19 protein-coding genes and 1 pseudogene are annotated in these 26,000 nt (G+C 66.4%); 8 read left to right on the top strand and 12 right to left on the bottom strand.

Annotation, left to right across the window (positions count from 1 at the left end; all coding sequences use genetic code 11):
• Positions 1 to 204: 204 nt before the first annotated feature.
• Both CVN68_RS01455 and CVN68_RS01450 read right to left on the bottom strand, forming a co-directional pair.
• Entirely contained in the window at positions 205 to 621 is a 417-nt protein-coding gene (locus CVN68_RS01455; protein ID WP_100280628.1) for a hypothetical protein, read from the bottom strand.
• A 74-nt stretch (positions 622 to 695) separates the two neighbouring features.
• Entirely contained in the window at positions 696 to 1,412 is a 717-nt protein-coding gene (locus CVN68_RS01450) for a GDSL-type esterase/lipase family protein (protein WP_233503512.1), read from the bottom strand.
• Between the two features lie 321 nt (positions 1,413 to 1,733).
• On the opposite strand from CVN68_RS01450, the gene CVN68_RS01445 reads away from it, so the two are divergent.
• Together CVN68_RS01445 and CVN68_RS01440 are read left to right on the top strand one after the other, a co-directional pair.
• On the top strand, positions 1,734 to 3,182 hold the full coding sequence (locus CVN68_RS01445) for a L,D-transpeptidase family protein (protein ID WP_233503511.1): 1,449 nt from the start codon (positions 1,734 to 1,736) through the stop codon (positions 3,180 to 3,182).
• A 14-nt stretch (positions 3,183 to 3,196) separates the two neighbouring features.
• On the top strand, positions 3,197 to 3,520 hold the full coding sequence (locus CVN68_RS01440; protein WP_233503510.1) for a hypothetical protein: 324 nt from the start codon (positions 3,197 to 3,199) through the stop codon (positions 3,518 to 3,520).
• A gap of 2 nt (positions 3,521 to 3,522) precedes the next feature.
• Here the strand turns inward: CVN68_RS01440 and CVN68_RS01435 are convergent, their stop codons facing one another.
• From CVN68_RS01435 to CVN68_RS01415, 5 genes are all read right to left on the bottom strand, one after another.
• On the bottom strand, positions 3,523 to 5,013 hold the full coding sequence (locus CVN68_RS01435; protein ID WP_100280627.1) for a tryptophan halogenase family protein: 1,491 nt from the start codon (positions 5,011 to 5,013) through the stop codon (positions 3,523 to 3,525).
• Positions 5,010 to 6,041: a cupin-like domain-containing protein gene (locus CVN68_RS01430; protein ID WP_100280626.1), complete on the bottom strand. Its 1,032-nt coding sequence runs from the start codon at positions 6,039 to 6,041 to the stop codon at positions 5,010 to 5,012. The genes CVN68_RS01435 and CVN68_RS01430 overlap by 4 nt, the downstream gene beginning before the upstream one ends.
• 5 nt (positions 6,042 to 6,046) lie before the next feature.
• Positions 6,047 to 6,769: a SapC family protein gene (locus CVN68_RS01425; RefSeq protein ID WP_100280625.1), complete on the bottom strand. Its 723-nt coding sequence runs from the start codon at positions 6,767 to 6,769 to the stop codon at positions 6,047 to 6,049.
• A 133-nt stretch (positions 6,770 to 6,902) separates the two neighbouring features.
• Positions 6,903 to 10,061, bottom strand: coding sequence for a TonB-dependent receptor (locus CVN68_RS01420; RefSeq protein ID WP_199560176.1), 3,159 nt, complete (start codon positions 10,059 to 10,061; stop codon positions 6,903 to 6,905).
• Between the two features lie 262 nt (positions 10,062 to 10,323).
• Positions 10,324 to 11,892 carry a glycoside hydrolase family 43 protein gene (locus tag CVN68_RS01415; RefSeq protein WP_100280624.1) on the bottom strand — a complete coding sequence of 523 codons (1,569 nt, stop codon included), beginning with the start codon at positions 11,890 to 11,892 and terminating at the stop codon, positions 10,324 to 10,326.
• A 143-nt stretch (positions 11,893 to 12,035) separates the two neighbouring features.
• On the opposite strand from CVN68_RS01415, the gene lldD reads away from it, so the two are divergent.
• From lldD to CVN68_RS01400, 3 genes are all read left to right on the top strand, one after another.
• Complete coding sequence (lldD, locus tag CVN68_RS01410; RefSeq protein WP_100280623.1) at positions 12,036 to 13,193, top strand: FMN-dependent L-lactate dehydrogenase LldD; 1,158 nt, start codon at positions 12,036 to 12,038, stop codon at positions 13,191 to 13,193.
• A 44-nt stretch (positions 13,194 to 13,237) separates the two neighbouring features.
• Positions 13,238 to 14,701 (top strand): Gfo/Idh/MocA family protein, encoded by a 1,464-nt coding sequence (locus CVN68_RS01405; protein ID WP_100280622.1) that lies wholly within the window; start codon positions 13,238 to 13,240, stop codon positions 14,699 to 14,701.
• A 123-nt stretch (positions 14,702 to 14,824) separates the two neighbouring features.
• The gene (locus CVN68_RS01400; protein WP_100284141.1) at positions 14,825 to 17,047 is read left to right on the top strand and encodes a hypothetical protein; all 2,223 of its coding nucleotides are present in this window, start codon (positions 14,825 to 14,827) and stop codon (positions 17,045 to 17,047) included.
• Between the two features lie 178 nt (positions 17,048 to 17,225).
• Here CVN68_RS01400 and fucP read toward each other — a convergent pair whose 3' ends face one another.
• Positions 17,226 to 18,524 carry an L-fucose:H+ symporter permease gene (fucP, locus tag CVN68_RS01395; protein ID WP_100280621.1) on the bottom strand — a complete coding sequence of 433 codons (1,299 nt, stop codon included), beginning with the start codon at positions 18,522 to 18,524 and terminating at the stop codon, positions 17,226 to 17,228.
• Positions 18,525 to 18,676: 152 nt separating this feature from the next.
• Here fucP and CVN68_RS01390 point away from each other — a divergent pair, with 152 nt between their 5' ends.
• On the top strand, positions 18,677 to 19,468 hold the full coding sequence (locus CVN68_RS01390) for an IclR family transcriptional regulator (RefSeq protein WP_100280620.1): 792 nt from the start codon (positions 18,677 to 18,679) through the stop codon (positions 19,466 to 19,468).
• A 3-nt stretch (positions 19,469 to 19,471) separates the two neighbouring features.
• On the opposite strand, the gene CVN68_RS01385 is transcribed toward CVN68_RS01390, so the two are convergent.
• The 3 genes from CVN68_RS01385 to CVN68_RS01375 are packed head-to-tail and all read right to left on the bottom strand — an operon-like array spanning position 19,472 to position 21,560.
• Positions 19,472 to 20,203, bottom strand: coding sequence for an SDR family oxidoreductase (locus CVN68_RS01385; protein WP_100280619.1), 732 nt, complete (start codon positions 20,201 to 20,203; stop codon positions 19,472 to 19,474).
• Positions 20,200 to 21,228 (bottom strand): aldo/keto reductase, encoded by a 1,029-nt coding sequence (locus CVN68_RS01380; protein ID WP_233503509.1) that lies wholly within the window; start codon positions 21,226 to 21,228, stop codon positions 20,200 to 20,202. The genes CVN68_RS01385 and CVN68_RS01380 overlap by 4 nt, the downstream gene beginning before the upstream one ends.
• The gene (locus CVN68_RS01375) at positions 21,225 to 21,560 is read right to left on the bottom strand and encodes an L-rhamnose mutarotase (RefSeq protein ID WP_100280617.1); all 336 of its coding nucleotides are present in this window, start codon (positions 21,558 to 21,560) and stop codon (positions 21,225 to 21,227) included. The genes CVN68_RS01380 and CVN68_RS01375 overlap by 4 nt, the downstream gene beginning before the upstream one ends.
• 211 nt (positions 21,561 to 21,771) lie before the next feature.
• Here CVN68_RS01375 and CVN68_RS01370 point away from each other — a divergent pair, with 211 nt between their 5' ends.
• Together CVN68_RS01370 and CVN68_RS01365 are read left to right on the top strand one after the other, a co-directional pair.
• On the top strand, positions 21,772 to 23,076 hold the full coding sequence (locus CVN68_RS01370; RefSeq protein WP_100280616.1) for an L-fuconate dehydratase: 1,305 nt from the start codon (positions 21,772 to 21,774) through the stop codon (positions 23,074 to 23,076).
• A gap of 158 nt (positions 23,077 to 23,234) precedes the next feature.
• Complete coding sequence (locus CVN68_RS01365; protein WP_100280615.1) at positions 23,235 to 24,419, top strand: dipeptidase; 1,185 nt, start codon at positions 23,235 to 23,237, stop codon at positions 24,417 to 24,419.
• A 166-nt stretch (positions 24,420 to 24,585) separates the two neighbouring features.
• Here the strand turns inward: CVN68_RS01365 and CVN68_RS01360 are convergent.
• Positions 24,586 to 25,991 (bottom strand): annotated as a pseudogene (locus CVN68_RS01360) (efflux transporter outer membrane subunit).
• Positions 25,992 to 26,000: the final 9 nt, after the last annotated feature.

Below are 26,000 nucleotides of genomic sequence, written 5' to 3'. Positions count from 1 at the left end.
CACTCGCCGCCCGGCAGGTTTCCTAAGCGGAACGGCAGGTTCAGGGCACCCGCGCGCTACAGCCGGAAACAGGGCGTCCGGGATTTGGGGGTTATCTGCCGTTCTCTTCTCGTGCTCCTGCGAAAGCAGGAGCCCAAGATAGCGGAGGGCTGCACGGCCCTGGGCTCCTGCCTTCGCAGGAGCACTGAATGGCTGAAGCTGGCGTTAGCTGCCGTTCGGCGGCCAAGGTATGGGGGAGCTTGGCTCTGCCTCCTCGAACTCCTCTGCGAGCCTGCCCCGAACCGTCAACAGGTCAAGCGCACTTTGAGCTACTGGCCTGATTCGATCGGGCCAGCCGGAGTGGATTATCTGTTGAACGGTCGGGTTTTTCGGGAGGTCTGCAATTGCTTGCTGCATGGTCAGGCACACGGCCCCGACAGCGGTCGCTTCATCTGTGGTCATGGCGGGGTACCCGTGGGGCTGCCCCTCGTAAGGAAAGTGATCGAAGAAGCTTTCGAACCATTCGACCGCCCCGACCTCCTTGATCCATGTATGATCTCTGGAGTGGCCCCAAAGTTCTTCCATTATGCGGTTTCGCAGCCTTTGCTCGATGAGGCGTTCGGAAGGCTTCTCTTCATTCATCCGAACAGTCTGATTGAAGACAGTACGTCCGCAATTGGGGCGATGGGGTCAGAAGGCGAAAAACCCCGTTCGCCTCATAGTTTCCGCGCCCGCAGGAACGGCTCGATCACGGTGGCCATCCGGTCATAGCCTTCATCGGTCGGGTGCACCCCGTCGGTGGCGAGGCCGGGCTTCATCGCGCCTTTCTCGTCGGCGAGCACCGGCCAATAATCGATCCAGGTCGCCCCGGCGGTCTTCGCATAGTCTTTGAGCCACGCGTTGATCGCGCGGATCGGCTTCACCGTCTCGAGCCCCTGGCGCCATGGGAAATGATCGGCGGGCGGCACCGAGGCGAGCAGCACGTGGATGCGATTGGCCTGTGCGATCGCAGTCATCATCCGGAAATTGTGGCAGGTCTGGGCGAGTGTGATCTTGCCGGTGTTGCCCGCCACGTCATTGGTCGCGGCCATGATGTGGACGTAACGCGGCTTCAACCCGACCACGTCGGCCATCATCCGCAGCACCATTTGCGGGGTGGTCTGTCCGCTGATCCCGCGGCCGACGCGGCCGGGCCTGAAGAAAGCCGGGCGCTGGCCCCGCCAGCCCTCGGTGATCGAATCGCCCATGAAGACGATGTTGGTCTTCGTGCCCGCGGCGCGCAGCTGGCGGTTCTCCTCGGCATAGCGACCGAGCCACGGCCAATCGTCCTTGAGCTGGCGCTGGCGTTTCTCTTCCCAGCTTTCCTGGGGCTGGGCATGCGCGACGAGCGGCAGCGCGAGCGCACCGGCGAGGAATCCGCGGCGGACGACCATGATCTCTCCTGTCCCGGCGGCTGGATCGCGCCGAATTTCGCGCGAGCTTAGCGGGACGCGAAGAAAGCTGGCAAGGTCGGGCGGCTGCGGTCGTTCTTGAGAAGGAGCCCGGTCGGGCGCGGGTGCCGGGCGCGGGTTCGGACAGTAATCCGCGCCCCTGTTTTGACCCGCGGCCGGCATATATCGGCCGCGGGTCAATAGTTGCTCGCACTCGCACCCGAAATTCGCCTATTAGCAACGCGATTCAGCTGATTTACCGGGGGGTGGACAGCCGGGCAGGAGTAATGACCAGTGAAATTGCGAGTGAGTTTGGGCAGATCCGTGCAGCTTGGCGCCGCCGTGGCGAGCGTCGTGGGGCTGGTGAGTGTGCCCGGCCTTGCGCAGCAGACCCCGGCCGCGCCGGTGGTGCAGTCGGTGCCGCCTGTCGCGCCGGTTCAGGTCGTGCCGCTGCCGACGCTCTCCGCCGCGCAGGCCGCGCAGCTCGGGCAATTGCTCGCCGATGCCGGGTTCGCCCACGGGCTGCGCCATGACGGCACCGCGAAGCCGCGGCTCGACGGCAATGACGCAGTCGTCCGGGCCGCGCTCGATTATGCCCGCGCGGTGCATTCGGGCCGGCTCGACATCAGCGACTTCCAGCAGGATTGGGGGCTGCGGCCGGTCGCCTATGACCCCGTCCCCGCCTTTGCCGACGCAGTGAAGCGCGACCGGATCGCCGCGTGGTTCCGCGCGCTGCCGCCGCCTTATGCCGGCTATGACGGACTGCAAAAGGGGCTCGTCAACTATCGGAAAATAGAGGCGAATGGCGGCTGGGCGACGCTTGCCGCCGGTCCGGATCTCGCGGTCGGCGCGAGCGGGCCGCGCGTTGCGGCGCTGCGCAAGCGGCTCGCGGTCGAGGACAGCGAGGTCGCCGCCGGCGGCGACAAGTTCGATGCGGCGCTCAAGGAAGCGGTGGTCCGGGCGCAGCGGCGCTATGGGCTCAATCCCACCGGGCTGGTGTCGACCGGGACGCTGCGGGCGCTCAACGTGCCCGCCGCCGATCGCGTGCGCCAGATCATGGCGAACATGGAGCGCTGGCGCTGGCTGCCCTCGGAGCTTCCGGCCAAGCGCATCCAGGTCAACATCGCCGCGGCGGTGCTGACGGTGTTCGAAGGCGATGCGCCGATCGCCTCGATGAAGGCAGTCACCGGGCGGCCGGGCAACGAGACGCCGATGCTCCAGTCGCGCATCCACTCGATCGTGCTCAATCCGCCGTGGAACGTGCCGGCCGGGATCGCCGCCAAGGAGCTGTTCCCCAAGGGCGCGGCCTATCTGGCGCGCAACAATTACAAGATCATCGGCACCGGCGCGGCCCGCCGGATCCAGCAGCAGCCGGGGCCGAAGAGCGCGCTCGGGCTCTACAAGTTCGACTTCGCCAACCCCTATGCGGTGTATCTCCACGACACGCCGGCGCAGGCGAAGTTCGCGAGCTTCGACCGGCTCGATAGCCATGGCTGCGTGCGGCTCGAGAAGCCGGGTCCGCTCGCGCAATTGCTGCTGCGCAACGATCCGGCATGGCAACCCGAGCAAATCGACGAGGCGCTGGGCAAGGGCAAGACGCTGCGCGTCCAGCTCCAGCCGCAGGACCAGGTGCAGGTCTATCTGCTCTACTGGACCGCGTTCGCCAGCGCGAACGGCCAGATGAACTTCCGCGGCGACCCCTATGGCTGGGACAAGACGCTCGCGGCGAAGATCGAAAGGCGCTCGGCGATCACCGCCGTCGCCGCACGTTGAAAAGGGAGCATCGAATGAAGTTCAAGCGTATCGCCCTGCTCGCCTCGGCGGCCGGCACTCTCGCCCTCGCCGCCTGCTCGGGCAAGGACGAGGCCGAAGCGCCGACGAGCAATGTCGGGAACATGGCGCCGATCGAAGCGGAGAACACCGCCGCCCCGGTGGCGAACGAAGCGCCGCCGGCGACCGTGATCGACAACGCCACCGCCACGACTCCTGCCGAGACGGTCCCCTCCGATCTCACTTCGGACGAGCAGACCCAGGACGATGCCGACGCCACCGGCATGACCGCCCGCGTCTCGCGCGACGAAGGCGGCAACGAGGCCCAGCCGGCCGAATAGGCTCAGGCATCGCCGGCGGGGCAATAGCTTTTCAGGAAATCGCCGTGGCGGGGCATCGCCTGCACCGCCGCGGCGATATCGCCGCGAATCCCGCCAAACGCGTTGCGCAGCTCTTCCGGCGGCATCATCCGCGCGAGCTGGTGATAGCCGCGGGGAGCCAGCCCCTGGCCGAACAGCACCTGCACCCAGCTGTCGACCCGGAACAGGTCGTCGGCCGCCTGATAGGCATGCGCGGCCTCGCCGAACAAAGCGAGCCGCTCGACGAGCGTATCGGGCACGGACATCTCGCGGCAGCGCTGCCAGAACGGTCCGTCGCGGGCGTTGAGATGATAATGCAGGATGATGAAGTCGCGGATCCGCTCCATCTCGTGGCGCGCCTGCGCGTTGAAGCGTTCGGCCTGCGCCTCGCCCACCCCTGAGAAGGGGAAGGTCTGGATCAGCCGCGTGATCGCCACCTGGATCAAGTGGATGCTGGTCGATTCGAGCGGCTCGATGAAGCCGCTCGACAGCCCGAGCGCGATGCAATTGCGGTCCCAGACCTTGCGCCGCTGCCCGGTCTTGTAACGGATCAGCCGGGGCTCGGTGAGCACTTCGCCTTCGACTGCGTCGAGCAGTTGCTGCCGCGCCGCGTCAGGCGAGAGGAACTCACTGCAGAACACCAGCCCGTTGCCGACGCGGTGCTGGAGCGGGATCTTCCAGCGCCAGCCCGCCTGATGCGCGATCGCCCGCGTGTAGGGCACCGCATCCTCGGTGGCGCGGGTCTGGATCGCGAAGGCACTGTCGGTGCTGATCCAATGGCCCCAATCCTCGAACCCGGCGCCGAGCGTCTGCTCGATCAGCAATGCGCGAAACCCGGTGCAGTCGAGGAACAGATCGCCTTCGATCCGCGCGCCCGATTCGAGCGCGAGTGCAGTCAGGAAGCCGCTCTCCGGATCCTGCTCGACGCGGGCGATCTTGCCCTCGACGCGGCGCACGCCCGCCCCTTCGCTCAGCCGGCGCAGGAAGCGCGCATAGAGCGTCGCGTCGAGATGATAGGCATGTTGGATCGTCGCGTCAGGGCCGGTGGCGAAACGCCCCGCTGCCGCTGCCTGAAGCTCGAGGCAATAGTCGCCGAGATCGCCGCCGAACCCCTTTTCGCGCGCCTCGAGCCAGAAATGGTGGAAATCGGCCATCCATGTCGAGGGGCGGCCGATCTGGCCGAAGGAGTGGAAATAGCGCGAACCGTCGCGCGTCCAGTTCTCGAAGGCGATGCCCAGTTTGAAGCTCGCCTGCGTCTCGCGCATGAAGATCCGCTCGTCGATCGTGAGCAATTGATGGAAACGCCGCGCGGTCGGGATCGTCGACTCCCCTACCCCCACCGTGCCGATCTCGTCGGACTCGACCAAAGTGATGTCGAGCATCGGCCCGAGTTGCTTGACCAGAGCCGCCGCGGCGACCCATCCCGCAGTTCCGCCGCCGGCGATCACTACGCGCCGCACGCGTTGTTCGGTCATCGATTCAGCCTGTTCAGGAGTTGCGCGCGGAGCCGCCGCGCCTTGATTTCGTCGAGAGGCCCCAGCGGGCCGCGGGCATCTTCGGGCAGATGCGCGCCGGCGCGGGTCGGATCGCCGAAGACGTAATAGTCGAACAGCGCCTTCCACCCTGCTTTCTCGTGCGCCGGGCGATCGCGCAGGCTGAGCAGCGCATGGAGCAGCGTGTTCTGCGGCGTATCCATGAACGCAGGCGAGGTGTTCCACCAATAGTTGATCATCGCATTGAACGAGTCGAGCGCCTCCACCTGATGCCACCACAAAGCGGGATAGATCAGCGCATCGCCCGGCTCCATCTCCGCCACCTCGGCCGCCGCAAGCGCTTCGGCGAAGCCGGGATGCCGGACCAGATCGGGTGCGTCGAAATCGACCATCGAGACCACCTGGCCGGCAGGCGTCAGATCGAGCGGGCCGGGATAGAGATTGGCGGCCTGATCGGGCGGGAACAAGGTGAAGCGCCGATGCCCGACCAAAGTGACGGCGATGTTGTTCGACATGTCGTAATGCGCGGACGCGATAGTCCGGTTGCCGATCCAGATGCTGACCAGCGGCGGATGCGCCGCCAGCTGCGGATCGCCGAAGGGCAGCGCCGCCTGCGCGCGAAGGCCGGGCAGATACTGATCGATATCGGTGGAGCCGATATAGATAGCCGGCGCATCGGAATCGCCCATGCCGGCGAGAAGCCGGTCGAGATAGCCTGACAGCGATCCGCGTTCCCTGGCGAAATTGAGCGCAGTGCAATCCTGATCATAGCCAAAGCGGCCACCGATCGCCGGATCGCCGACATAAGCCGTAACCGGGCGCCCGCCGTCGAACTGCTTGAGCCAGGCAATCGCCGACCCGGCGCTTTCCAGCCCAGCGGCGACCAGCGGCACATGCCGCCCAATTCCGCGCAGGATCGCGGGGCGGCCATCGGCGATCAGATCGGCCACGGGCAGACTGCCGGCGTCCGCCTCTTCGATCACACGCGTGCGTCGGGTGATGGCATGCATCGCGATCAGCCGATCGGATCCGGTAGCGCCTGCTTGCGTGCAATCAGCTGCTGGACGTTGCCGAGCGATGCCGTGGCGAGGATGGCCAGCCGCAGCACGCCCGAGCGGTGCAACCGCTCCAGCGGTTCGCCGGCCAGCGCGGCGAGCCGCTCGATATCCACCACGAGCACGTCGGGCACGGTGTAACGGCGATCCTCGCTCACATCGATGCTGAGCGTAACCGGCGCGAGCAGCGCGGCGTCGTCGAGCGCGGCATAAGCGGGCGGAGCGCTCTCTATCCCCTCGTAAAGCAGCCGCAGCACGCCGGAAATCTGGTTGAGATAGGGCGCATTGCCGCCATGCTGGAGGAACAGCGGCAGGTCTTCGCTTTCCCCGACGCGCGGATCGTCCATGTCGACATGGATCATCGGCTCGCCCGGCGCACCATCGACGGAGTCCCGCGATATGCCGATGGAGAAGGGTCCGCGCTGGTGGCTGGCGGGCACATAGCGGCTCGTCCAGCGATCGCCGGACAAGTACAGGTTTTCGTCTCGGTCCAGCCCCAGCAATGCATAGGCCTGAAGCCCGGTCTCACGACGGCGGAATATGATCGCGAACTCGCGTTGGAGCTCCTCGAACTCGGCGGGGAACACCAGAGCCTGATTGGCGGCGTCGCCGAACGCGGCGCCCGCCTTCGGGCTGACGCGCAGATCGGCATGATCGATATTATTGATCTGTACGGGGTTCATCCGCTCCGTTCCTGTTTCGGCTCAGGTCTATCAGCGCGATTGCAACCGACAAAAGAAAAAGGCCGCTGCACAGCGCGCGGCGGCCTTTCTCCCCCTTTATCGGGAGTGGACCGGGGCCCACTCCCGAATTCGGTCAGAAGCGGAAACGCCCGCCAAGCCAGAAGCGCGGCTTGAGCTCCTGAACATAGACCAAATTGGTCTCGGTACGGGCATATTGCCGGAACGACTCGCTCGTCAGATTGACCGCCTCGAGCGACAGCGAGAAGTTCTGGGTTATGTCGTAGCTGATGTTCGCGTCCAGCGTGCCGAAGGTGTCGGTGAACAGCGGGTTGCGGTTGCCGCCCTGGTTGGTTCCCGACAGATACTTGTCGCGCCAGTTGTACGAGACGCGGGCCGAAAGACCGCCCTTGTCGTAGATGGCAGTGAGGTTGGCACTGTCGCCCAGCCCCGTCAGCGCGAAGATGTTGACGTTCGGATCGGCATAGGGATCCACGTTCACGTCGCCGTCGACCTTGGTGTACGACGCCGAGAAGCCGAAGCCGGTTTGCCCGAAGAAGTGGGTCCAGGCGACTTCGAAGCCGTGGATATTGCCTTCGCGGTTGTTGACCGGACCGCTGATCGCAAAGTTGACGAGCGGATCGTTGGCATCCCCGAGAATGTCGACCGAGGTGGCAAGATTATTGTAGAAGCTTCCGCTGATCCGGTCGAGATTGCCGGTGACGGGGTTATAGTTCGCCTGGAACGCCGTGGTTGCGGCCGCGGCGTTTCCATTATTCTGCACCAGAAGCGCGGTGTATGCGAACAGATTGATGTCGCTCAGGGCAATTCCGTTGGACCTGAGATAATTCAGCGCGACGCCGGAACGTGAGCCCGCGGCACCCGAGCCTGGATCCCGCAGGCCGAAAAGGTTGCCGTTGGTGACCTGGTTACCGATGAAGTTGCGCACATTCTTGTTGAAGAAGCCGACCGAGACGAAGCTCGAAGGCTTGTAATACCACTCCAGCGACACGTCGAAATTGTCGGATTCGAGCGGCAGCAGCGCCGGATCCTGCCTGGTTGCGCCCGCAGGCGCCGCACCGAGTGCCGTCGGACGGTTCGGCGCGTTCGCAGTCACCGATGCGAACAAATTGCCATAGTCCGCCCGGGCGAGCGTCTGGCTGAACGAGGCACGCGCCATCACGTTGTCGAGCACCTCGATGTTGAAGTCCATCGACGGCAACAGATTGTCGTACTTCGCCTTTACGGTCACGGCACCGCCGGCGGGTCCACCGTCGACGTTGAAGTCGTTGTCCTGCGTCCAGCGCATCGCCGCCGGCACCGACTGGAGACTGAGCGAATTGACCCTCGTCTGCTCGTAGCGGGCGCCGATCAGCGCATTTGCACGGCGCCCGCCAATTTCGCCGGACCAGGCCATCTGGCCGTAGACCGCCCAGGTCTTCTCGCCCACCGTGTCGTCGGCCGACCCCTGCTGCATGACGCCCCTGCCGGCGATCCCGCTGTTCGTATAATAAGGGGAGAAGACATTGAGCAGATCGACTGCGTTTCCGCGGAACGCGACCAGCGCCGACCCGGTCGAAGCCGGATCATATTTGTCGAACTTGCAGGTCATGCAGTAGGTTTTGACGAGATCGCTGGCCAGCTGGTTTACGAGGCCGGTGTCGGTGATGCCCCAGTCACCCAGCATCTGCTGAGTATCGGAAGTCGCCGACCGCATTTTCGCATCGACATAATCGCCGCCGAAGGTGAAGCGGCTCCCCTCGCCCAGGTCCCAGGCGAATTCCGCACCGTATTGGTTGATCCGGGCTTCCTGCTCCGAGGTGATCGTGCGCGCGATCTGCGTGCCCATATCGCCGATATCGAGCTGGTTGTTGCAGTTGCCGCCGCGGCCGCCGTTGGTCGCGTTGCAGTCGTTGATCGTTTCCGACTGCTGCGGGAAGCCGCTGGTGAAGTCGACGCGATGCGTTGCGCGGACCGGCGCACCGATCGAGATCGTCGTCGCCGACGAGCCGTTCGAATTGTCCGGATTGGTCGTCGACTTCGAGTGGTTGGCGTCGAGCGTCAGCGACAGGGCGTCGGTGAAGTTCCACTTCAGATTGCCGCCGATCGAATACAATTCGGTATCGGTGGCAAAACGCTGCTGCTCGTAGCCCTTGTCCGCCTGCTTGGCCTCGGCGAGGATGACGGCACTCTGCATCTGCTTGTTGTCGTCGAAAGTGACGTCGCTGAACGGACGCTGGAACCAGTTGGTCTGCTCGCTGCGCTCGTCGCTCAGCTTGTTCCGCGCATAGAGGCCGTCGACGGTGATCTCGATGGCATCCGACGGCTTGAACTGGACGACCGCCTGGCCGTTCATGCGCTCGCGGCGATTCTCGGAGAACTGGTAGCGGCTGTCGTTAGGGATCTGGACGTACGGCGTCGTCGGGGCGTTGGTGATGTTCGTGGTCGGCGTGGTGTAGACGCCGTCCCGAGCCATGAAGGCGGCCACCGGCACGATGTTCCAATAGTTCGGGTTCGACTGGATCGAAGTCGATTCGCGCAGCTGGTAGCTGCCGAACACGGTGACGCCGAAGGTTCCGGCATCGTTCTTCCAGTTGATCAGGCCGGAGACTTCGGGCGTGATCTTGCTCAGATCACCCTCGGCATCCTCTACCGAGCGGTCATACAGCGCCTTGGCGCCGATCGAACCGGAAAAGCCGTCTTCCCGCGCGTCGAGCGGGCGGCGCGTGACGACGTTGATCGACGCGCCGATGCCGCCTGAAGGGATGTTGGAGCGGCCGGTCTTGTAGACTTCCAGCGTGGCGACGCCTTCCGACGCGAGGTTCTGGAAGTCGAACGAGCGGCCGGTGCCGCGCGCGAAGGCGTTGCCGGTGCTGGTGTCGATGCTGGTGGAGGGAAGCTGGCGGCCGTTCAGCGTCACGAGGTTGAACCCGCCGCTGAAGCCGCGGACTGCGACCTGCGAGCCTTCGCCATTGGCGCGGGTGATCGATACGCCGGTGATACGCTGGAGCGACTCGGCGAGGTTGGTGTCGGGGAATTTGCCGATGTCTTCAGCGGAGATCGCGTCGACGACGCCGGCGGAGTTGCGCTTGATCGCGATCGCCTGGTCCAGCGACGCGCGGATGCCGGTGACGATGATGTCCTCGCCGGTGGCCGTATCGTCCTGCGCTGTCTGGTCTGCCTGCGCCGCTGCGGCGTCCTGCGCCGCTGCGATGCCGGGCATCATCAGGCAAGCGGTGATGGCGATTGCGGAAGCCGTGCGCGCGAGCGCCGGCGTGAGCCGTAAGCTATTCATCTGTCCCCTCCTCGTCAGCATGCCGAAAGCACGCCGCATGGTTTTTTATATGAGCCGGCGTGGTCGCCACTCGATGTTAACGCTACCAAATTGTCTTACGTTGTCAACAGTCGAACACATGCTCTGTGTGCGATAGTTTTCCAAACAATTTCTAGTACTTAACAGATGGTCGCGCTTTCATTGCCGCGATGCAAAAACGAAACCCGTGACTTGCGGCAAAAATGCCACATGTGTGATTAGGGTTTGCGTCGGCGACCGGCGTTCAACGGTCGCTGCGCGCGACACGGAACCAGTCTATGTCGACTAGGCCGGCTGACCCGCGGGTGAAGGTGAAAACTCCGGGCCGCGAGCCCTTCCACCATGAGAAGCGCGCCAGCCAGAGCGGCGGACCGAGCGGGGCGAAATTGCGCCCATTGTCGAGGCTGTACGAATAACGCACCGCCTGTCCCTCGCTCACTTCGGCGGCGAGCACCACCGTCGCGCCGGCGAGTCGCGGGCCGGCGGTTTCCTCGCCTTCCGCCGCAACCGCGATTCGATTGATGCCGGCGCTGCGCACCACGCCGATCCAGCTCGGCCGCACGCCGAACAAGGTAAGCCCGGCGCGTTGGCCCTCCGCCATATGGCCGATGTCGAGCCGTGTGGTGACGCGGGTGCGCGGCCCCTGAAGGATCTGGGTGAGCGTGTTGCGCGCAGTGACGAGATGGTCGGCGGGCATCGCGGTGAGGCGGAGCCAGCCGGGGCGCCGTGCCAGGCTCCACGCGCTGTCGACGGGGTTGTGGTTCCACGACCATTGCAGGCCGAGCGTGCGGCCGGCGAATTCATCCGAATCCTGCAGGCGATCGGCAGTCGCCGCGGCTGGCATGCGATATGTCAGCACCGGCTGTCCGGATTGTTTGTCGGGGATCGGCTGGCCGACCAGCGGCCAATCGTCCGCCCAGCGCACCGGCTGGAGATGGACGATGCGGCCGAATGCCCCGGTCGAATTGAAATGCGCGAACCAGCCCTCGCCCGACGGCGTCTCGACATAGCCGCCCTGGTGCGGCCCCTGCACCGGGGTGGTGCCGGGATCGAGGACGACTCGCCACGCGTACGGACCACGTATGTCGCGCGCGCGGCCGACTGCCTGCGGGCCGGTGCCGACCCCGCCGATCGGCGCCCAGATGTAATAATAGCCGTTCCGCTTGTAGAATTTGGGGCCTTCGAGGACGGGGAGCTTCTCCTTGTCCTCGGCGATCACCGTGCCTTCGTCGAGCACGCCGGTGCCGTCGGGGCGCATCCGATGGAGGACCAGCGGGCCGGCGCCGACCTTGCCGTGGACGAGCCAGGCAGTCCCGTCGTCATCCCAAAAGGGGCATGGATCCTCGAGGCCGGGTTTGGCGATGACCGCGACCGGCGCGGTCCACGGGCCTGCCGGATCGCTGGCGGTGGCCATGAACACGCCTTCGTCGGGGGTCGCCCAATAGACCCAGAATTTGCCGGCGTGATGGCGGATGCTCGGCGCCCAGACGCCGCTGGCATATTTGGTGCCGCCGATCGGCTTGGAGATCTTGTCGGTGAGGGTGTGCGGGCCGGGCATGTCGTAGAGCGGCCCGAACGGCAGCCGCGGCAGGACATGCCCGATGATCGTCCAATGGACGAGGTCGCGCGACTTGAGCACCGGGATGCCCGGCGAGAAATGGAAGCTCGAGGCCACCATATAATAATCCTGCCCGACGCGGATCACGTCGGGATCGGAATAGTCCGCATAGAGAATCGGATTGGTGTAGGTCGCCTGCGCCTGCGCCGCCGCCGGCATTGCCAGCGCCACAGCCAGGCTCACGAACTTCCACATATGCGCTCTCCCCCACCGGTCGCCGCCGGCGGTTGGGAGCGCTATCATTTACCGCTGGTCAGCGCCAAGCCTTGCGCGCATCGTGACGACCGCCGAAGCTGGCTCGACAGCGGGTTCCATCTTATGGCACAGCATATCACGCAATGAGACAAGCAGCTTCCACCCTCGATTATCGCGAGCTCGCCCGCCGGCGGCTGCCGCATTTCCTGTTCGAATATATCGACGGCGGCTCCTATGCCGAAGTGACGCTGAAACGGAATGTCGACGATCTCGCGGCGATCGCACTGCGTCAGCGCATCCTGCGCGACGTCTCGTCGCTCGATCTCACCACCGAGCTGTTCGGGCAGAAGCTGGCGATGCCGGTCGCGCTGGCGCCGATCGGGCTGGCGGGGATGAGCGCGCGGCGCGGCGAAGTGCAGGCGGCACGCGCGGCGGAGAAAGCGGGCATTCCCTTTTGCCTCTCCACCGTTTCCGCCTGCCCCCTGGGCGAAGTGGCGCGCGGGACGAGTGCGCCTTTCTGGTTTCAGCTCTACATGATCCGCGACCGCGGGTTCATGCGCGAATTGCTCGACCAGGCGACCGCGGCGGGGTGTAACGCTCTGGTCTTCACCGTCGACATGCCGGTTCCGGGATCACGCTATCGCGACTATCGCTCGGGCCTTGCCGGCGCGAGCGGCATGTCCGGCGGCCTCCGCCGGATGTGGCAGGCAGTGCAGCGCCCGGGCTGGGCGTGGGACGTCGGCGTGCACGGCCGCCCGCACCAGCTCGGCAACGTCGCCCCGGTGCTCGGCAAGAATACCGGGCTCGAGGATTTCTTCGCATGGATGCGGGGCAATTTCGACCCCACGGTGAGCTGGCGCGACCTCGACTTCATCCGCGAGCGCTGGAACGGCCCGCTGATCATCAAGGGCATCCTCGACGCCGAGGACGCGCGCGCGGCGGCCGAGATCGGCGCCGACGGGATCGTCGTCTCCAACCATGGCGGCCGCCAGCTCGACGGCGTTCCCTCGACTGCGCACGCCCTCCCGGCGATCGCCGACGCAGTGGGCGACAAATTGACCGTGCTCGCCGATGGTGGAGTGCGCTCCGGACTCGACGTGGTACGGATGCTCGCATTGGGAGCGAAGGGCGTGCTGCTCGGCCGCGCCTGGACCTTCGCGCTAGCGGCACGCGGCGAGGCGGGCGTCAGCCACATGCTCAAGCTGGTCGAGGCCGAGATGCGAGTCGCGATGGCTCTGACCGGCTGCACCAGCATCGACCAGATCACCCGCGACGCGCTGGTGGAGACGACACGCCGCTGAAGTTCGAAAGAAGGGCGCAAAAGCCCGGCAGGAGAGGATTGAGCATGGATCGTAGCGAAGGACCCGCCGTTCGGCGGCGTGACGTTCTGGGCGGACTCGCGGCGGGCACCGCGCTCGCGACTGCGCTCGACGCCAATGCGGCAAGCGTCGCCGCGGACAAGCGCAAGCGCTATGTCGCGGTAGGCGTCGGCAGCCGCAATCGCCTGTACCAGGAAGCTTTGTGGGGACCCCACAAGGCACATGGCGAGCTGATCGCCGCCTGCGACACCAATCCCGGCCGGCTCAATCATATTTCCGCCCGCGCAACCAAGGCCGGCGCGAAGCCCCCAGCGCCGTATCTCGCGGCCGATTTCGACAAGATGCTGCGCGAGCTCAAGCCCGACGCAGTGATCATCACCACGCCCGACGCGTTCCATGACGATTATGTCGTCCGCGCGCTCGACGCCGGCTGCGACGTCATCACCGAAAAACCGATGACGACCACCGCGGAGAAGGCACAGCGCATCCTCGACGCAGTCAAACGCAGCGGGCGGCACATCCGCGTGACCTTCAACTATCGCTATTCGCCGTTCCGCAGCCAGGTGAAGGAGCTGCTGATGTCGGGCGAGATCGGCGACATACTGTCGATCGATTTCCAGTGGCTGCTCAACACCGTCCACGGCGCCGATTATTTCCGCCGGTGGCATTCGAACAAGGCGATCTCCGGCGGGCTGATGGTGCACAAGGCGACGCACCATTTCGATCTGGTCAATTGGTGGCTCTCGGACTTGCCGGTCAGCGTCAACGCCACCGGCAAACGCGAATTCTACACCCCCGAGATGGCGCGCCGCTTCGGCTTGCAGGGGCCGCATCAGCGCTGCCGCACCTGCCCCGAAAAGGCCGAATGCAATTTCTATTTCGATATGGCTGCCGATCCGGGATTGAAGGCGCTGTTCCTCGATAACGAGAAATATGAGGGCTATTTCCGCGATCAGTGCGTCTGGCGCCCCGAAATCAACATTGAGGACACAATGAACGTGATCGTCGGCTATGCCGGCGGCACGACGCTGAGCTACAGCCTCAACGCGTTCAATGCGTGGGAAGGCTATCACATCGCCTTCAACGGCACGAAGGGCCGGCTCGAGCACAGCGTGGTCGAGCAGGCCGGCGTCGCCGGTGCGAGCGGCCAGGACGAGAGCGACCGGATCAAGACCCGGATCGTGCCGATGCGCGGGAATCCGCGCGACATCGTGCCGGCGACCGGCGCGGGCGGGCATGGCGGCGGCGACGCCGTGATGCTCGCCGACATCTTCGATCCGAACGCACCGAAGGACCCGCTGCTGCGCGCCGCCGACGAGCGCAGCGGGGCCGCCTCGATCCTGATCGGCGTTGCCGCCAACCGCTGCTTCGAGACCGGCAAGCCAGTGAAGATCGGCGAGCTGGTCAGCGGGCTCGACTGGCCCGATTATCCGAAGATGCCGGGGCACAAGGATCCGGTGGCGCAGCCGCCGCGGATGCAGCGGGCGTAGAGTGACGCTCCCCTTCCCGCGTCATCCCGGCGCCGGCCGGGATCCAGAGCCTCGCAGGGCAGCGTTTGTGGCTCTGGGCCCCGGCCTTCGCCGGGGTGAGGGGGTTATATGAGGCGGCGCGAGATGCGGTGGCCCCTGCTCGTCTTCGCGGCAACGGCCCTCACCTCCCCGGCCGCCGGCCAGCCAATCGACCGGCAGGCGCTGGTCACCCGCCACAATGTGACACTCACCCGCGTAGACCCGCACGCCCCATTGATGCTCGGCAACGGCAATCTGGGTTTCACTGCCGACATCACCGGGCTGCAGACCTTTCCCGAGCAATATTCGACGATCGCGCCGCTGCTGACCATGGCGCAATGGGCGTGGCACAGTTTCCCTAACCCCAGGGGCTATACCGAGCGCGACGGGCTGGTGATGGTGCCAGTCCCCGGCCGGGGCGCGCAGCCTTATCCGTGGATCCGCGACTGGTCCGAGATCGCGCAAAGGCCCGCGCTGCAATGGCTGCGTGAGAATCCGCACCGCTTCTCGCTCGGCCGGGTAAGCCTCGCGCTGCTCCGGGCGGATGGCACGCAGGCGCGGTTCGCGGATATCACCGGGACCCGCCAGAGGCTCGACCTGTGGTCGGGCGCGCTCGTCAGCAGCTTCGTGTTCGACGGCCAGCCGGTGACGGTGGAGACGCGCGTGCACCCGAGCCGCGACATGGTGATGGTGTCGATCCGCTCGCCGCTGGTCGCTTCGGGCAGGATCGGCGTCGATGTCCGCTATCCCGGCATATCCGCGAAGCTCAATCCCGATCCGTCCGATTGGACGCACGACGAGGCGCATCGCACGCGGGTCCTGAGCCAGCGCGCCGGGCAATTGGTGGCGGAGCGCACGCTCGATACGACGCATTATTATTCGGCGATCGGCGCGCCGGGCGGCATGATCGCGCGAGCCGGCCCGCATCGCTTTCGTGTGCTTCGTCAGGGCGGCGACCGGCTGGATGCGACGGTCAGCTTCGAACGTACCCGGCAACAGCCCGGCGCCTATGCCGTTGCGGCGGTCGCAACGCATTGGCGCGATTACTGGATGCACGGTGGCGCGATCGACTTCAGCGGCAGCACCGACGCGCGGGCCGCAGAGCTCGAACGGCGCGTGGTGCTCTCGCAATATCTCGCCGCGATCAATCAGACCGGCGAGGTTCCGCCGCAGGAGGAAGGGCTGTTCTCGAACAGCTGGAACGGCAAGTTCCACCTCGAGATGCCGATCTTCCATACCGGGCATTGGGCGAGCTGGGGCCGGCCCCAATTGCTCGAACGCAGCCTCGGCTGGTATCTGAAGATGTTGCCCCAGGCCCAACAGCTCGCCCGGCGTCACCGAGTGCGGGGTGCGTGGTGGAGCAAGATGGCCGGGCCGAACGGGTGGAACAGCCCGAGCACGGTCAATCCGTTCATCATGTGGCAGCAGCCGCATCCGATCTACCTGGCCGAACTCGTCTATCGGGCGGGCGGCGATCAGGCGGCGTTGGCGAAATATGGCGAGATGGTCGAGCAGACCGCGGCGCTGCTCGCCAGCTGGCCGCGGCGCGAAGGCAGTCGCTATGTGCTCGGGCCACCGATCATCCCGGTGCAGGAGAATCACCCGCCGCTCACCACGCTGAACCCCGCGTTCGAACTCGAATATTATCGCTGGGCGCTACGCACCGCACAGCATTGGCGCGAGCGGCGCGGCCTTGCGCGCAATGCGGAGTGGGACCGGGTGATCGCCGGGCTCGCGCCGCCCCCCGAGCGCGACGGGCTGTATCTGCCGGTCGAGAGCGGACCCGATTTCTGGCGCACCAGCGCCGCACCCGAATGCAGCCGCCACGCCACGCCGCCGCGTTGCCTCAACCGCGACCATCCCTCCTTCCTGATGGCGTTCGGGCTGATCCCCGGGAGCCGGGTAGATCGCGCGACGATGCGCCGCACCCTCGCCGCCACCGAAGCGCATTGGGACCTGCGCCAGACCTGGGGCTGGGACTTTCCGGTGATCGCGATGACCGCGGCGCGGCTGGGCGATCCGGAGAAAGCGGTAGAATGGCTGTTCCGCGATGTGCCCAACAATCGCTGGGGCGTGAGCGGGATGACGCCGCGCGTGCATCTGCAGGAAGAGAAGCAGCTGATCGGCCCGGCTGCCGGCACTTCGGGTCCTGGCCCCGATGGACCCGGTTTCGCGCGGGCCGCCGAGACGTATTTCCCCTCCAACGGCTCGCTGCTGCTGGCAGTGGGGATGATGGCCGCGGGTTGGGAAGGGTCGGACGGAGTCGCGCCGGGATTCCCGCGACGCGGCTGGAAAGTGCGCGCGGAGGACATCCGCCCGCTACCGTGAGCTGTACCACTTCGGGGATTTTGCGTACTGGCCGAAAGACGCATTCAGGAGTATGAAGGTTAGGCTCCGCAGGGTTCCCCCCTAAGGGGTGCGGCCGGGCGGCGTTTAACTCCCTTTTCCGCCGTCCGGTCGTCCAGATGCGCCAGGCGATCGATTTGGCCCGCCCAATGCGCGTCGATCAAGCCGGTCGGATCTTCGCCTGCAGCGCGAACGCCAGCACCACGACGAAGCAGCCCGCCGGCACCAGCATCGCCCACAGGATCGAGCCGCTCGCATCCGAGACATAGCCCATCAGCGCGGTCAGGACTGCGCCGCCGATGATCGCCATCACCAGCAACGCCGCTGCCGATTTGGTGCGCGGCCCCAGCCCGGCCACCGATTCGGCGAAAATCGTCGGGAACATGATCGACATGAAGAAGCTCGTCGCGACCAGCGCCACGACACCCGGCATCCCGCCCACCAGGGCGGCGGCGACGCAGAGCAAAGCGGCGATGCCGGCAAAGCTCGCCAGCAACGGCAGCGCGGCGACCCGGCCCATCAGCGCGGCACCGGCGAAGCGACCGACCATGAACAATGCCAGCGAGAGCGTGAGCCAGCCCGCGGCCTCGTGCTCGCCCGTCCCCGGCACGGCGACCTGCGTGTAACGGATCAGATAGCTCCACACCCCCACCTGCGCGCCGACATAGAAGAATTGCGCGATCACCCCGGACATCAGGCGCGGCTCGCGCAGCAATGCGCGGAAATCGCCGAACGCGCCGACACCCTCGTCCACGTCGCGCTCGGTCGCCACCGGGGGGAAGCGCACGACGCGGATCAGTACTGCCCAGCCGATGACGACGAGCGCGATCAGCAGATAGGGAATCTGTACCGACGCGGCCTCGCTTGCGCGCCACGCTGCGCGCGCCGCCGGGTCCATCGCCGCGAGCTGGCCGGGCGAGACCGAAATGCCCGAGAGGATGAACTGGCTGCCGAGCACCACCCCGGTCATCGACCCGAGCGGGTTGAAAGCCTGGGCAAGATTGAGCCGACGCGACGCGGTCTCCTCGGGACCGAGGCGCGCGATCAGCGGGTTGGCGGACGTCTCGAGAAAGGCCAGCCCGCCGGCGATCACGAACAAGGCCGCGAGGAAGAAGGGATAGCTCTGCGCGCCGGCCGCCGGCCAGAACAGCAGCGCGCCGACGCCATAGAGCCCCAGCCCGGCCAGCACCGCGGCGCGATAGCCATAAGCGCGCATGAACAAGGCGGCGGGAATAGCGAGGCAGAAATAGCCGAGATAGAAAGCCGACTGGACGAGCCCTGCCTGCAGATCGCTCAGCGTGAACAGCTTCTTGAAATGCGCGATCAGCACGTCGTTGAGATTGTTCGCCACGCCCCACAGGAAGAACAAGGCAACGATCAGCACGATCGGGAGCAGCGCTACGGTGCGCCCCGACGACAATCCCCGTGCGTCTGACGGCGCTCTGGCTTCCACGCTCATTCTCCCCTGCCAGCCCTCTGCGGGGCTTGCGCATATAAAAACTTTTTCACATGCAAATGCAACCGGCTCGCCGCGCCTTCTGTCCTGCCCATCTTCATTCCGGGGCCGGCAACAGATACACGGTGCCGGCAAGAACGCCATGAGGGGGTGCCGTGAAGAAGGTCGCTGAAGACAAGAGCGAGATCGACTCGCGCTATCGCGCACCCGCGCTCGAAAAGGGGCTCGACGTCCTCGAACTGCTGGCGATCGAGGCGCGACCGATGACGCTGACCGCCATCGTCAACCGGCTCGATCGCTCGCACGGCGAGCTGTTCCGGATGGTCCAGGTGCTCGAGTTCCGCGGCTATATCGAGCAGGACCCCTCGAACGAAGGCTATCGGCTCACCGACCGGCTGTTCTCGCTGGGGATGCAGCAGCCGCGCACCCGCAATCTGATCGAGGCGGCGCTGCCGGTGATGCGCCAGCTCGCGTCCAGCGTCGGCCAATCATGCCACCTCGCTCTGCATACCCAGGGCGAGATGGTCGTCGTCGCGCGGATGGAATCGAGCGAGCAGCTCGGTTTCTCGGTGCGCGTCGGCTATCGCCGGCCGCTGGTCCAGGCGGCGTCCGGGCTGGTGCTCTACGCGTTTCAGCCCGAGGACGTGCGCCGGCGCTGGGAGAGCCTGCTCGACCCGCCGCTCGACGAAGCCGGGCTCGCGGCGTTCCGCCAGCACGCCGACGAGATCCGCGAACGCCAGGTCGAACTCACCCCCAGCAAGTTCGTCGCGGGAGTGACCGACATCTCCGCGCCGGTGATGCGCGGCGGAATGGCGGCGGCGGCGCTCACCGTGCCCTATCTCAAGAAGCTCCAATCCTCGGTCTCGCCCAAAGAGACCAGCGAGCTGGTCCAGCAGGCGGCCGCGCAGATCTCCGACCAATTGGTCGAAGGCGACAGCCGGATCTGACGCTCAGACGGTCCAGCCGCCGTCGATCACGTGGATCTGGCCGGTGGTGAAGGCCGATTCGTCCGAGCCGAGATACAGCGCCAGCGCGGCGATCTCCTCCGCCGTGCCCAGCCGCCCCATCGGCTGGCGCGCGTTGAAGGCGATCAGTGCATTCGCGTAATCACCGGTGGCGCGCAGCCGCTGGTGGAGCGCGGACGTGTCGACCGTACCGGGGCAGATCGCGTTGCAGCGAATGCCCTGGCCGACGAAATCGGCGGCCACTGCCTTGGTGAGGCCGATCACCGCCGCCTTCGAGGCGCCATAAGCGAAGCGGTTGGGCACCCCGGTGATCGAGCCGGCCACCGAGGCCATGTTGACGATCGAGCCGCCGCCTTTGGCGATCATCGCCGGCAGAGCCGCGCGGATGAGGCGGTACATCGCCGTGGCGTTGAGATCGAACGAGCGCTGCCAGTCTTCCTCGGAGCAATCGAGGATCGTGCCGGCGGCGACCATGCCGGCGCAGTTGAACAATATGTCGAGCGCCGGCGCCTCGGCGATCAACGCCGCGACCGCCGCGGCGTCGCAGATGTCGACGGCGCGCGTCACGCACCCGTCGAGTGTGGCGAGCGCTTCGGCGTCGCGGTCGATTGCCCAGAGTGTCGCGCCCTCCTGAATATAGCGCTCGGCAGTGGCGCGACCGATCCCATGTGCGGCGCCGGTGATCAGCGCCGTCTTGCCCGCGAGCCTGCCAGTCATGCCGTATGAATCTCCTTTGTCTCGGGGACCGGCGCGTCGGCGCGGAGCAGCCCGTCGTGTTTGAGTTCAGCCCAGAGCTGGGCCGGTATCGCCCCAGTGTAGCGGACCATGGTCTCGGCGACCTCGCTTGCGCTCGCCAGCCCGGGCACCACGCTGGCAACCCCCGGATGGCCGAGCACGAACTGCAGCGCCGCAGCACCGAGATCGACCTGATGCCGCGCGCAGGCCGCCTCGATCCGGCGGGCCTTGTCGAGCACCGGCGCCGGGGCCGCCGCATAATCGTAGCGCGCGTCGGCACGCAGCCCCCGCCCCGCCAATATCCCGCTATTATAAGGGCCGCCGATCACCACGCCGGTGCCGGTCGCCGCGCAGCGCGGCAGCACCGCATCGAGCGCGCCTTGCTCGAGCAAGGTGTAGCGGCCCGCGAGGAGGATCAGATCGAGCGGGCTGCGATCGAGCAATTCCATCGCGACTTCGCATTCGTTGACGCCGATCCCGAACGCCGTGATCGCGCCCTCGTCGCGCAGCCGTTCGAGCGCGGCAAGCCCGCCGCCGGTCAGCGCGGCCATTCGCTCGGCGTGGCGCGCGCCATGGGTCTGGCGGCCGATATCGTGGACGAGCAGAATGTCGACCCGCTCGACGCCGAGCCGCGCGAGGCTGGCCGCATGCGAGCGCAGCACCCCGTCATAGGAATAATCGTAGACCGGCTCGAACGGCTCGGCCGAGCGGAAGCCGTGGCGTTCCTCCGGGAACGGCCCCTCGGCTGGCGCGAGCAACCGCCCCACCTTGGTCGAGACGATCGCCTGCTGGCCGGCAAGCCCCGCCCCCAGCCGCTTCTCGGCAAGGCCGAAGCCGTAATAAGGCGCGGTGTCGGCATAGCCGATCCCGGCGGCGAGCGCGGCGGCGATCGTCGCGGCGGCATCCGCGTCGGAAACGCTCCGGTAGAGATTGCCGAGCGGCGCGGTGCCGAACCCCAGTTCGGGCAGCGCCAGGCCGCTGCCGGGCAAGCGCCGGAGCGGGATCACTGCTGGTCGCCAAACGCGAAGATGCGCTGCATCGGCACCCATTTTTCGCCCGGGACGGCGTGCGGCAGCGCGCGCTGGAAGCGCCACATCAGCGTCTCCCATTCGGCGATCTCGGCGGGCGCCGCGACGGCACGGGGATAGTCGTCGGCGACTTCGGCGATCATCACCATCCGGTCGCCGGTGCGCCAGATTTCCATCGCCTCGACGCCCTGCGCCGCGATATGCGCGAGCACCGCCGGCCACACCGCGCCGGGCGCATGCCGCGCCTCATATTCGGCGATGAGCGCGGCATCGTCGACAAGATCGAGCGCGAAGCAATGCCGCCGTGCCATCTTCTTTCCTCTCGCATTTGTCCGCTGGCTTGCGCCCAACAGGAAACTTGCGCCGTCGTCAATTCCCACCTATGAAAATCACGATCATCTGCAAACATAAACTAGTATCGCTCGGCACAGTGCGGGCCGTGCAGGAGAGGCAGCGAACGATGGCCAAAGACGCGCGCGCAAGAAGCCGGAATCTGGATCGGGAGGCCGCGGGCGCAGCACGATGACGACCATCCGTAAAATACGCGTACTCGACGTGCGCTTCCCGACCTCGAAGATGCTCGACGGTTCGGACGCGATGAATCCCGATCCGGATTATTCGGCTGCCTATTGCATCCTCGAAACCGATGGCGGGCTCGAAGGCCACGGCCTCACCTTCACCATCGGACGGGGTAACGACATCGTCTGCGCGGCGATCGAGGCGCTGGCGCCGCTGGTCGAAGGGCTCGACCTCGACTGGATCCGCGAAGACGGCGCGCGCTTCTGGCGGCACATCACCGGCGACAGCCAGCTGCGCTGGATCGGCCCCGAGAAGGGCGTGATCCACCTCGCCACCGGCGCCGTCGTCAATGCCGTATGGGATTTGCTCGCCAAGGCGGCGGGCAAGCCGCTGTGGCAGCTGATCGGCGAGATGTCGCCCGCCGAGCTGATCGGGCTGATCGACTTTCGCTACATCACCGATTGCATCACGCCCGAGGAAGGGCTCGCGCTGCTCGAGGCGCGCGCGCCGGGCAAGGCCGATCGGATCGCGACGCTGCGCGCCAAAGGCTATCCGGCCTACACCACGTCGGCCGGCTGGCTCGGCTATTCGGACGAGAAGCTCGAACGACTGTGCCACGAGGCAGTTGCCGAGGGTTTCGACCATGTGAAATTGAAGGTCGGGCGATCGGTGGAGGATGATATCCGCCGCGTCGGGATCGCGCGGCGCGCGCTGGGTCCGGACCGCAAATTGATGATCGACGCCAACCAGGTTTGGGAAGTCGATCAGGCGATCGCCCATCTGGGTGCGCTCGCCTTCGCCGATCCGTGGTTCATCGAGGAACCGACCAGCCCCGACGATGTCGAGGGGCACCGCCAGATCCGCGAGGCCGTGGCGCCGATGCGCGTCGCCACCGGCGAGATGTGCCAGAACCGGGTGGTGTTCAAACAGTTCATCATGCGCGGCGCGATCGACGTGGTGCAGATCGACGCCTGCCGGCTGGGCGGCGTCAACGAAGTGCTCAGCGTTCTGCTGATGGCGGCGAAATACGAATTGCCGGTGTGCCCGCATGCCGGGGGCGTGGGCCTGTGCGAATATGTCCAGCATCTCGCAATGATCGACTATCTCGCCTTCGCGGGAACGACCGAGGGACGGGTGATCGAATATGTCGACCACCTCCACGAGCATTTCGTGGACCCGTGCGTGATCGAGCGCGGCGCCTATCGCGCACCCACCGCACCGGGCTTCTCGATCGAGATGAAAGCATCGAGCCTCACGAATTTCGCCTATCGCAAGGGTGCGGCGCTGGCGGCGAACGCGGCCGAATAGCGGTAGATCGACACGCTCGCGGGTTTGCGCGGCGCAGCGCAGGACGTTGCGGCGCGGGCGCGATATGCAGATGCGCTATGGCATCGCCATTTCGGCGGGCTGTACGGGGACGGCCGCCGACGCCATAGCTATGGGCAGTCGCTGACCCGAGGTGCCCGATGAAGAAACTCGTCCTGCTTGCCCTGCTCGCCACCGCCGCCTGCGCCACCTCGCGCGCCGCGCCGGGGGACGATGGCGACCTGCACAAGCGGCTGCTGACGCTCGACACCCATCTCGACACGCCGGTCTATTTCAGCCGCCCCGGCTGGAATTTCGGCGAGCGGCACCGCTACGAGGACGATCTGGTGCAGGTCGATCTGGGGCGGATGGACGAAGGCGACCTCGATGGCGGTTTTTTCGTGATCTATACCGCGCAGGGGCCGCTGACTGCCGAGGGCTATGCCGCCGCGAAGGCCTTCGCGTTCAAGCGTTCGGACGAGATCCATTCGACGCTGGCCAAGTTCCCCGACCGGATCGGACTAGCGACCAAGGCGACCGACGCCGCAAGGCTCGACAGAGCAGGAAAGCGCTTCGGCTATATCAGCATCGAGAACAGCTATCCGATCGGCGAGGATCTGTCGCTGCTCGGCCAATTCTACCAGCGCGGGGTGCGGATGGCGTCGCCGGTGCATTTCCGGAACAACCAGTTCGCCGATTCGGCGACCGACAAGCCAAAATATAACGGGCTCAGTCCGCTGGGCAGGCAATGGGTCGCCGAGATGAACCAGCTGGGAATGGTGCTCGACGCGAGCCACGCCTCGGACGCGGTGCTCGATCAGATGATCGAGCTATCCAAAACGCCAGTGATTCTGTCGCATAGCGGCGCCAAGGCGATCTTCGACCATCCGCGCAATCTCGACGATGCGCGCATCCGCAAGCTCGCCGCCTCGGGCGGAGCGATCTGCGCCAACGCCGCCTATCTCAACACGATGCGCTCGACGCCCGAGCGCATCGCGCTTTCGGACCAGGCCGAGGAGATGGGCAAGCTCTCGCCCGCCGAGCAGAAGGAGCTGGTCCGGAAAATCCGCGCGCTCGACGCCACTTCGCCGGTGCAGGACGCCGATTTCGAGACCTATATGCGACTGGTGCTCCACCTCATCAAAGTGGCGGGGGTCAACCATGTCTGCTTCGGCGCCGACTGGGACGGCGGCGGCGGCGTGCCGGGCTTCGAGGATATCGACGCGCTGCCCAAGATCACCGCGCGGCTCCGCCAGGCAGGCTATTCGACGGCCGATATCGAGAAGATGTGGAGCGGCAACGTGCTTCGGCTGTTGCGCATCGCGGAGGAGCGCAAGGGGCGCTGAGCCCACCTCAATCCTCACGCGTCACCCCGGCCTTGTGCCGGGGTCCACTTCTCAAACTGCGAACACATAGCGGCTCCTGTGGAGACGTCGCCACAAGAGCCGCATGCTTCTCTCTTCCTGCCCGGTGGACCCCGACACAAGGCCGGGGTGACGGTTATGGTAATGGTTAAGCTTGCGGCGTCTGCCACCCGCCCCCGAGCGCCTTGAACAAATCGACCTGGGTATCGGCGATCTGCGCGTCGGCGGCGGCAAGCGAGGCTTCGGCATCGGCGAAGGTGCGTTCGGCATCGAGCAAGGCCAGCGAGTCGATGTCGCCTTCGCGCTGGCGCGCGCGCGAGATGTTCACCGCGGCCTGCGCCTCGTTCCACGCCGCCTGCAGCGCGGCCCGGCGCTCAAGCGCATGGGCATAAGCCGAGAGCGCAGTCTCGGTCTCCTGCAATGCGCCGAGCACGACGCCGTCGAAGGTGGCCAGCGCGGCCTGGGTGTCGGCCTCCGCCGCGGCGACGCGGGCGCGCGCCGGTTCGGGATTGACTGCCCAGTTGATCAGCCCCCGAGCAGCCAGCGCAGCGGCCCGCCGGTGAAGATCTCGCCGATATCATTGCCCGTAGAACCGACCGACCCGCCCAGACTGATCTTGGGATAGAGATCGGCGGTGGCGACGCCGATCCGCGCGGTGTTGGCCACAAGGCGGCGCTCGGCGGCACGGATGTCGGGCCGGCGGGCGAGCAACGCGGCGCCGTCGCCGACCGGGATCGGCTGGTCGAGGCGCAGCGTCTCGGTGCGGGCCCGCGCCGCCTGCGGCAGATCGGCGGGGGCGCGGCCGGTGAGCGTGGCGAGGCGGAACAGGGCCGCATCGCGCCGGGCGGCGAGCGCAGGCACCTCGGCCTGCCGCTGGTTGCGCAACGCGCCGATCCGGGCAGTGTCGAGCCGCGTCGCGAGCCCGACATTGCGGCGGCGCTCGGTCAAGTCGATCGACTGGTCGAGCAGCTTGACGATGCGCTCGGCCACTGCGAGCCGTTCGGCGGCGGAGGCGCCATCGGCATAAGCTCGCGCGGTTTCGGCGGCGACGATCACTCGAACCGCGTCGGCATCGGCCTCGGCGGCGGCGACATCGCCGCGCGTCGCCTCGACATTGCGCGACACCCGGCCGAACAGATCGACTTCGTAGGAAACGTCGAGCCCGGCATCGATCTGCCAATCCTCGCGCGGGGCGCCGGCCGGACGCTGGCCTTCGGGAACCCGGCCGTAATTGGCTCCGGCGCTCACCCCGGCCTGCGGCAAGCGATCGGCACGGGCGCCGCGCAGTGCCGCGCGGGCGCGGGCGATGCGGGCGACGGCGACGCGGACGTCAGTGTTGGCCGCCAGCGCGTCGGTGACAAGGCTGTCGAGCACCGGATCGTTGTAGAGCCGCCACCAGTCGCCCTTGACCGGCTCGGGAGTGACCGCGGGGCTGGCGGCGATGAAATTGCCGGCGGCGGTCTGCGGGTGGACGGGAGCGGCGTAATCGGGGCCGGCGGCGCAGGCGGCTAGAGCCAGTGCCGAGGCGGTGGCGAAGAATATGCGGTAGGTCATTTCACTTCC

This window comes from Sphingomonas psychrotolerans, from assembly GCF_002796605.1.
Classification (GTDB): domain Bacteria; phylum Pseudomonadota; class Alphaproteobacteria; order Sphingomonadales; family Sphingomonadaceae; genus Sphingomonas; species Sphingomonas psychrotolerans.
The sequence above is the reverse complement of the archived record's forward strand: the minus strand, read 5'-3'. Positions and strand labels throughout refer to the sequence as shown.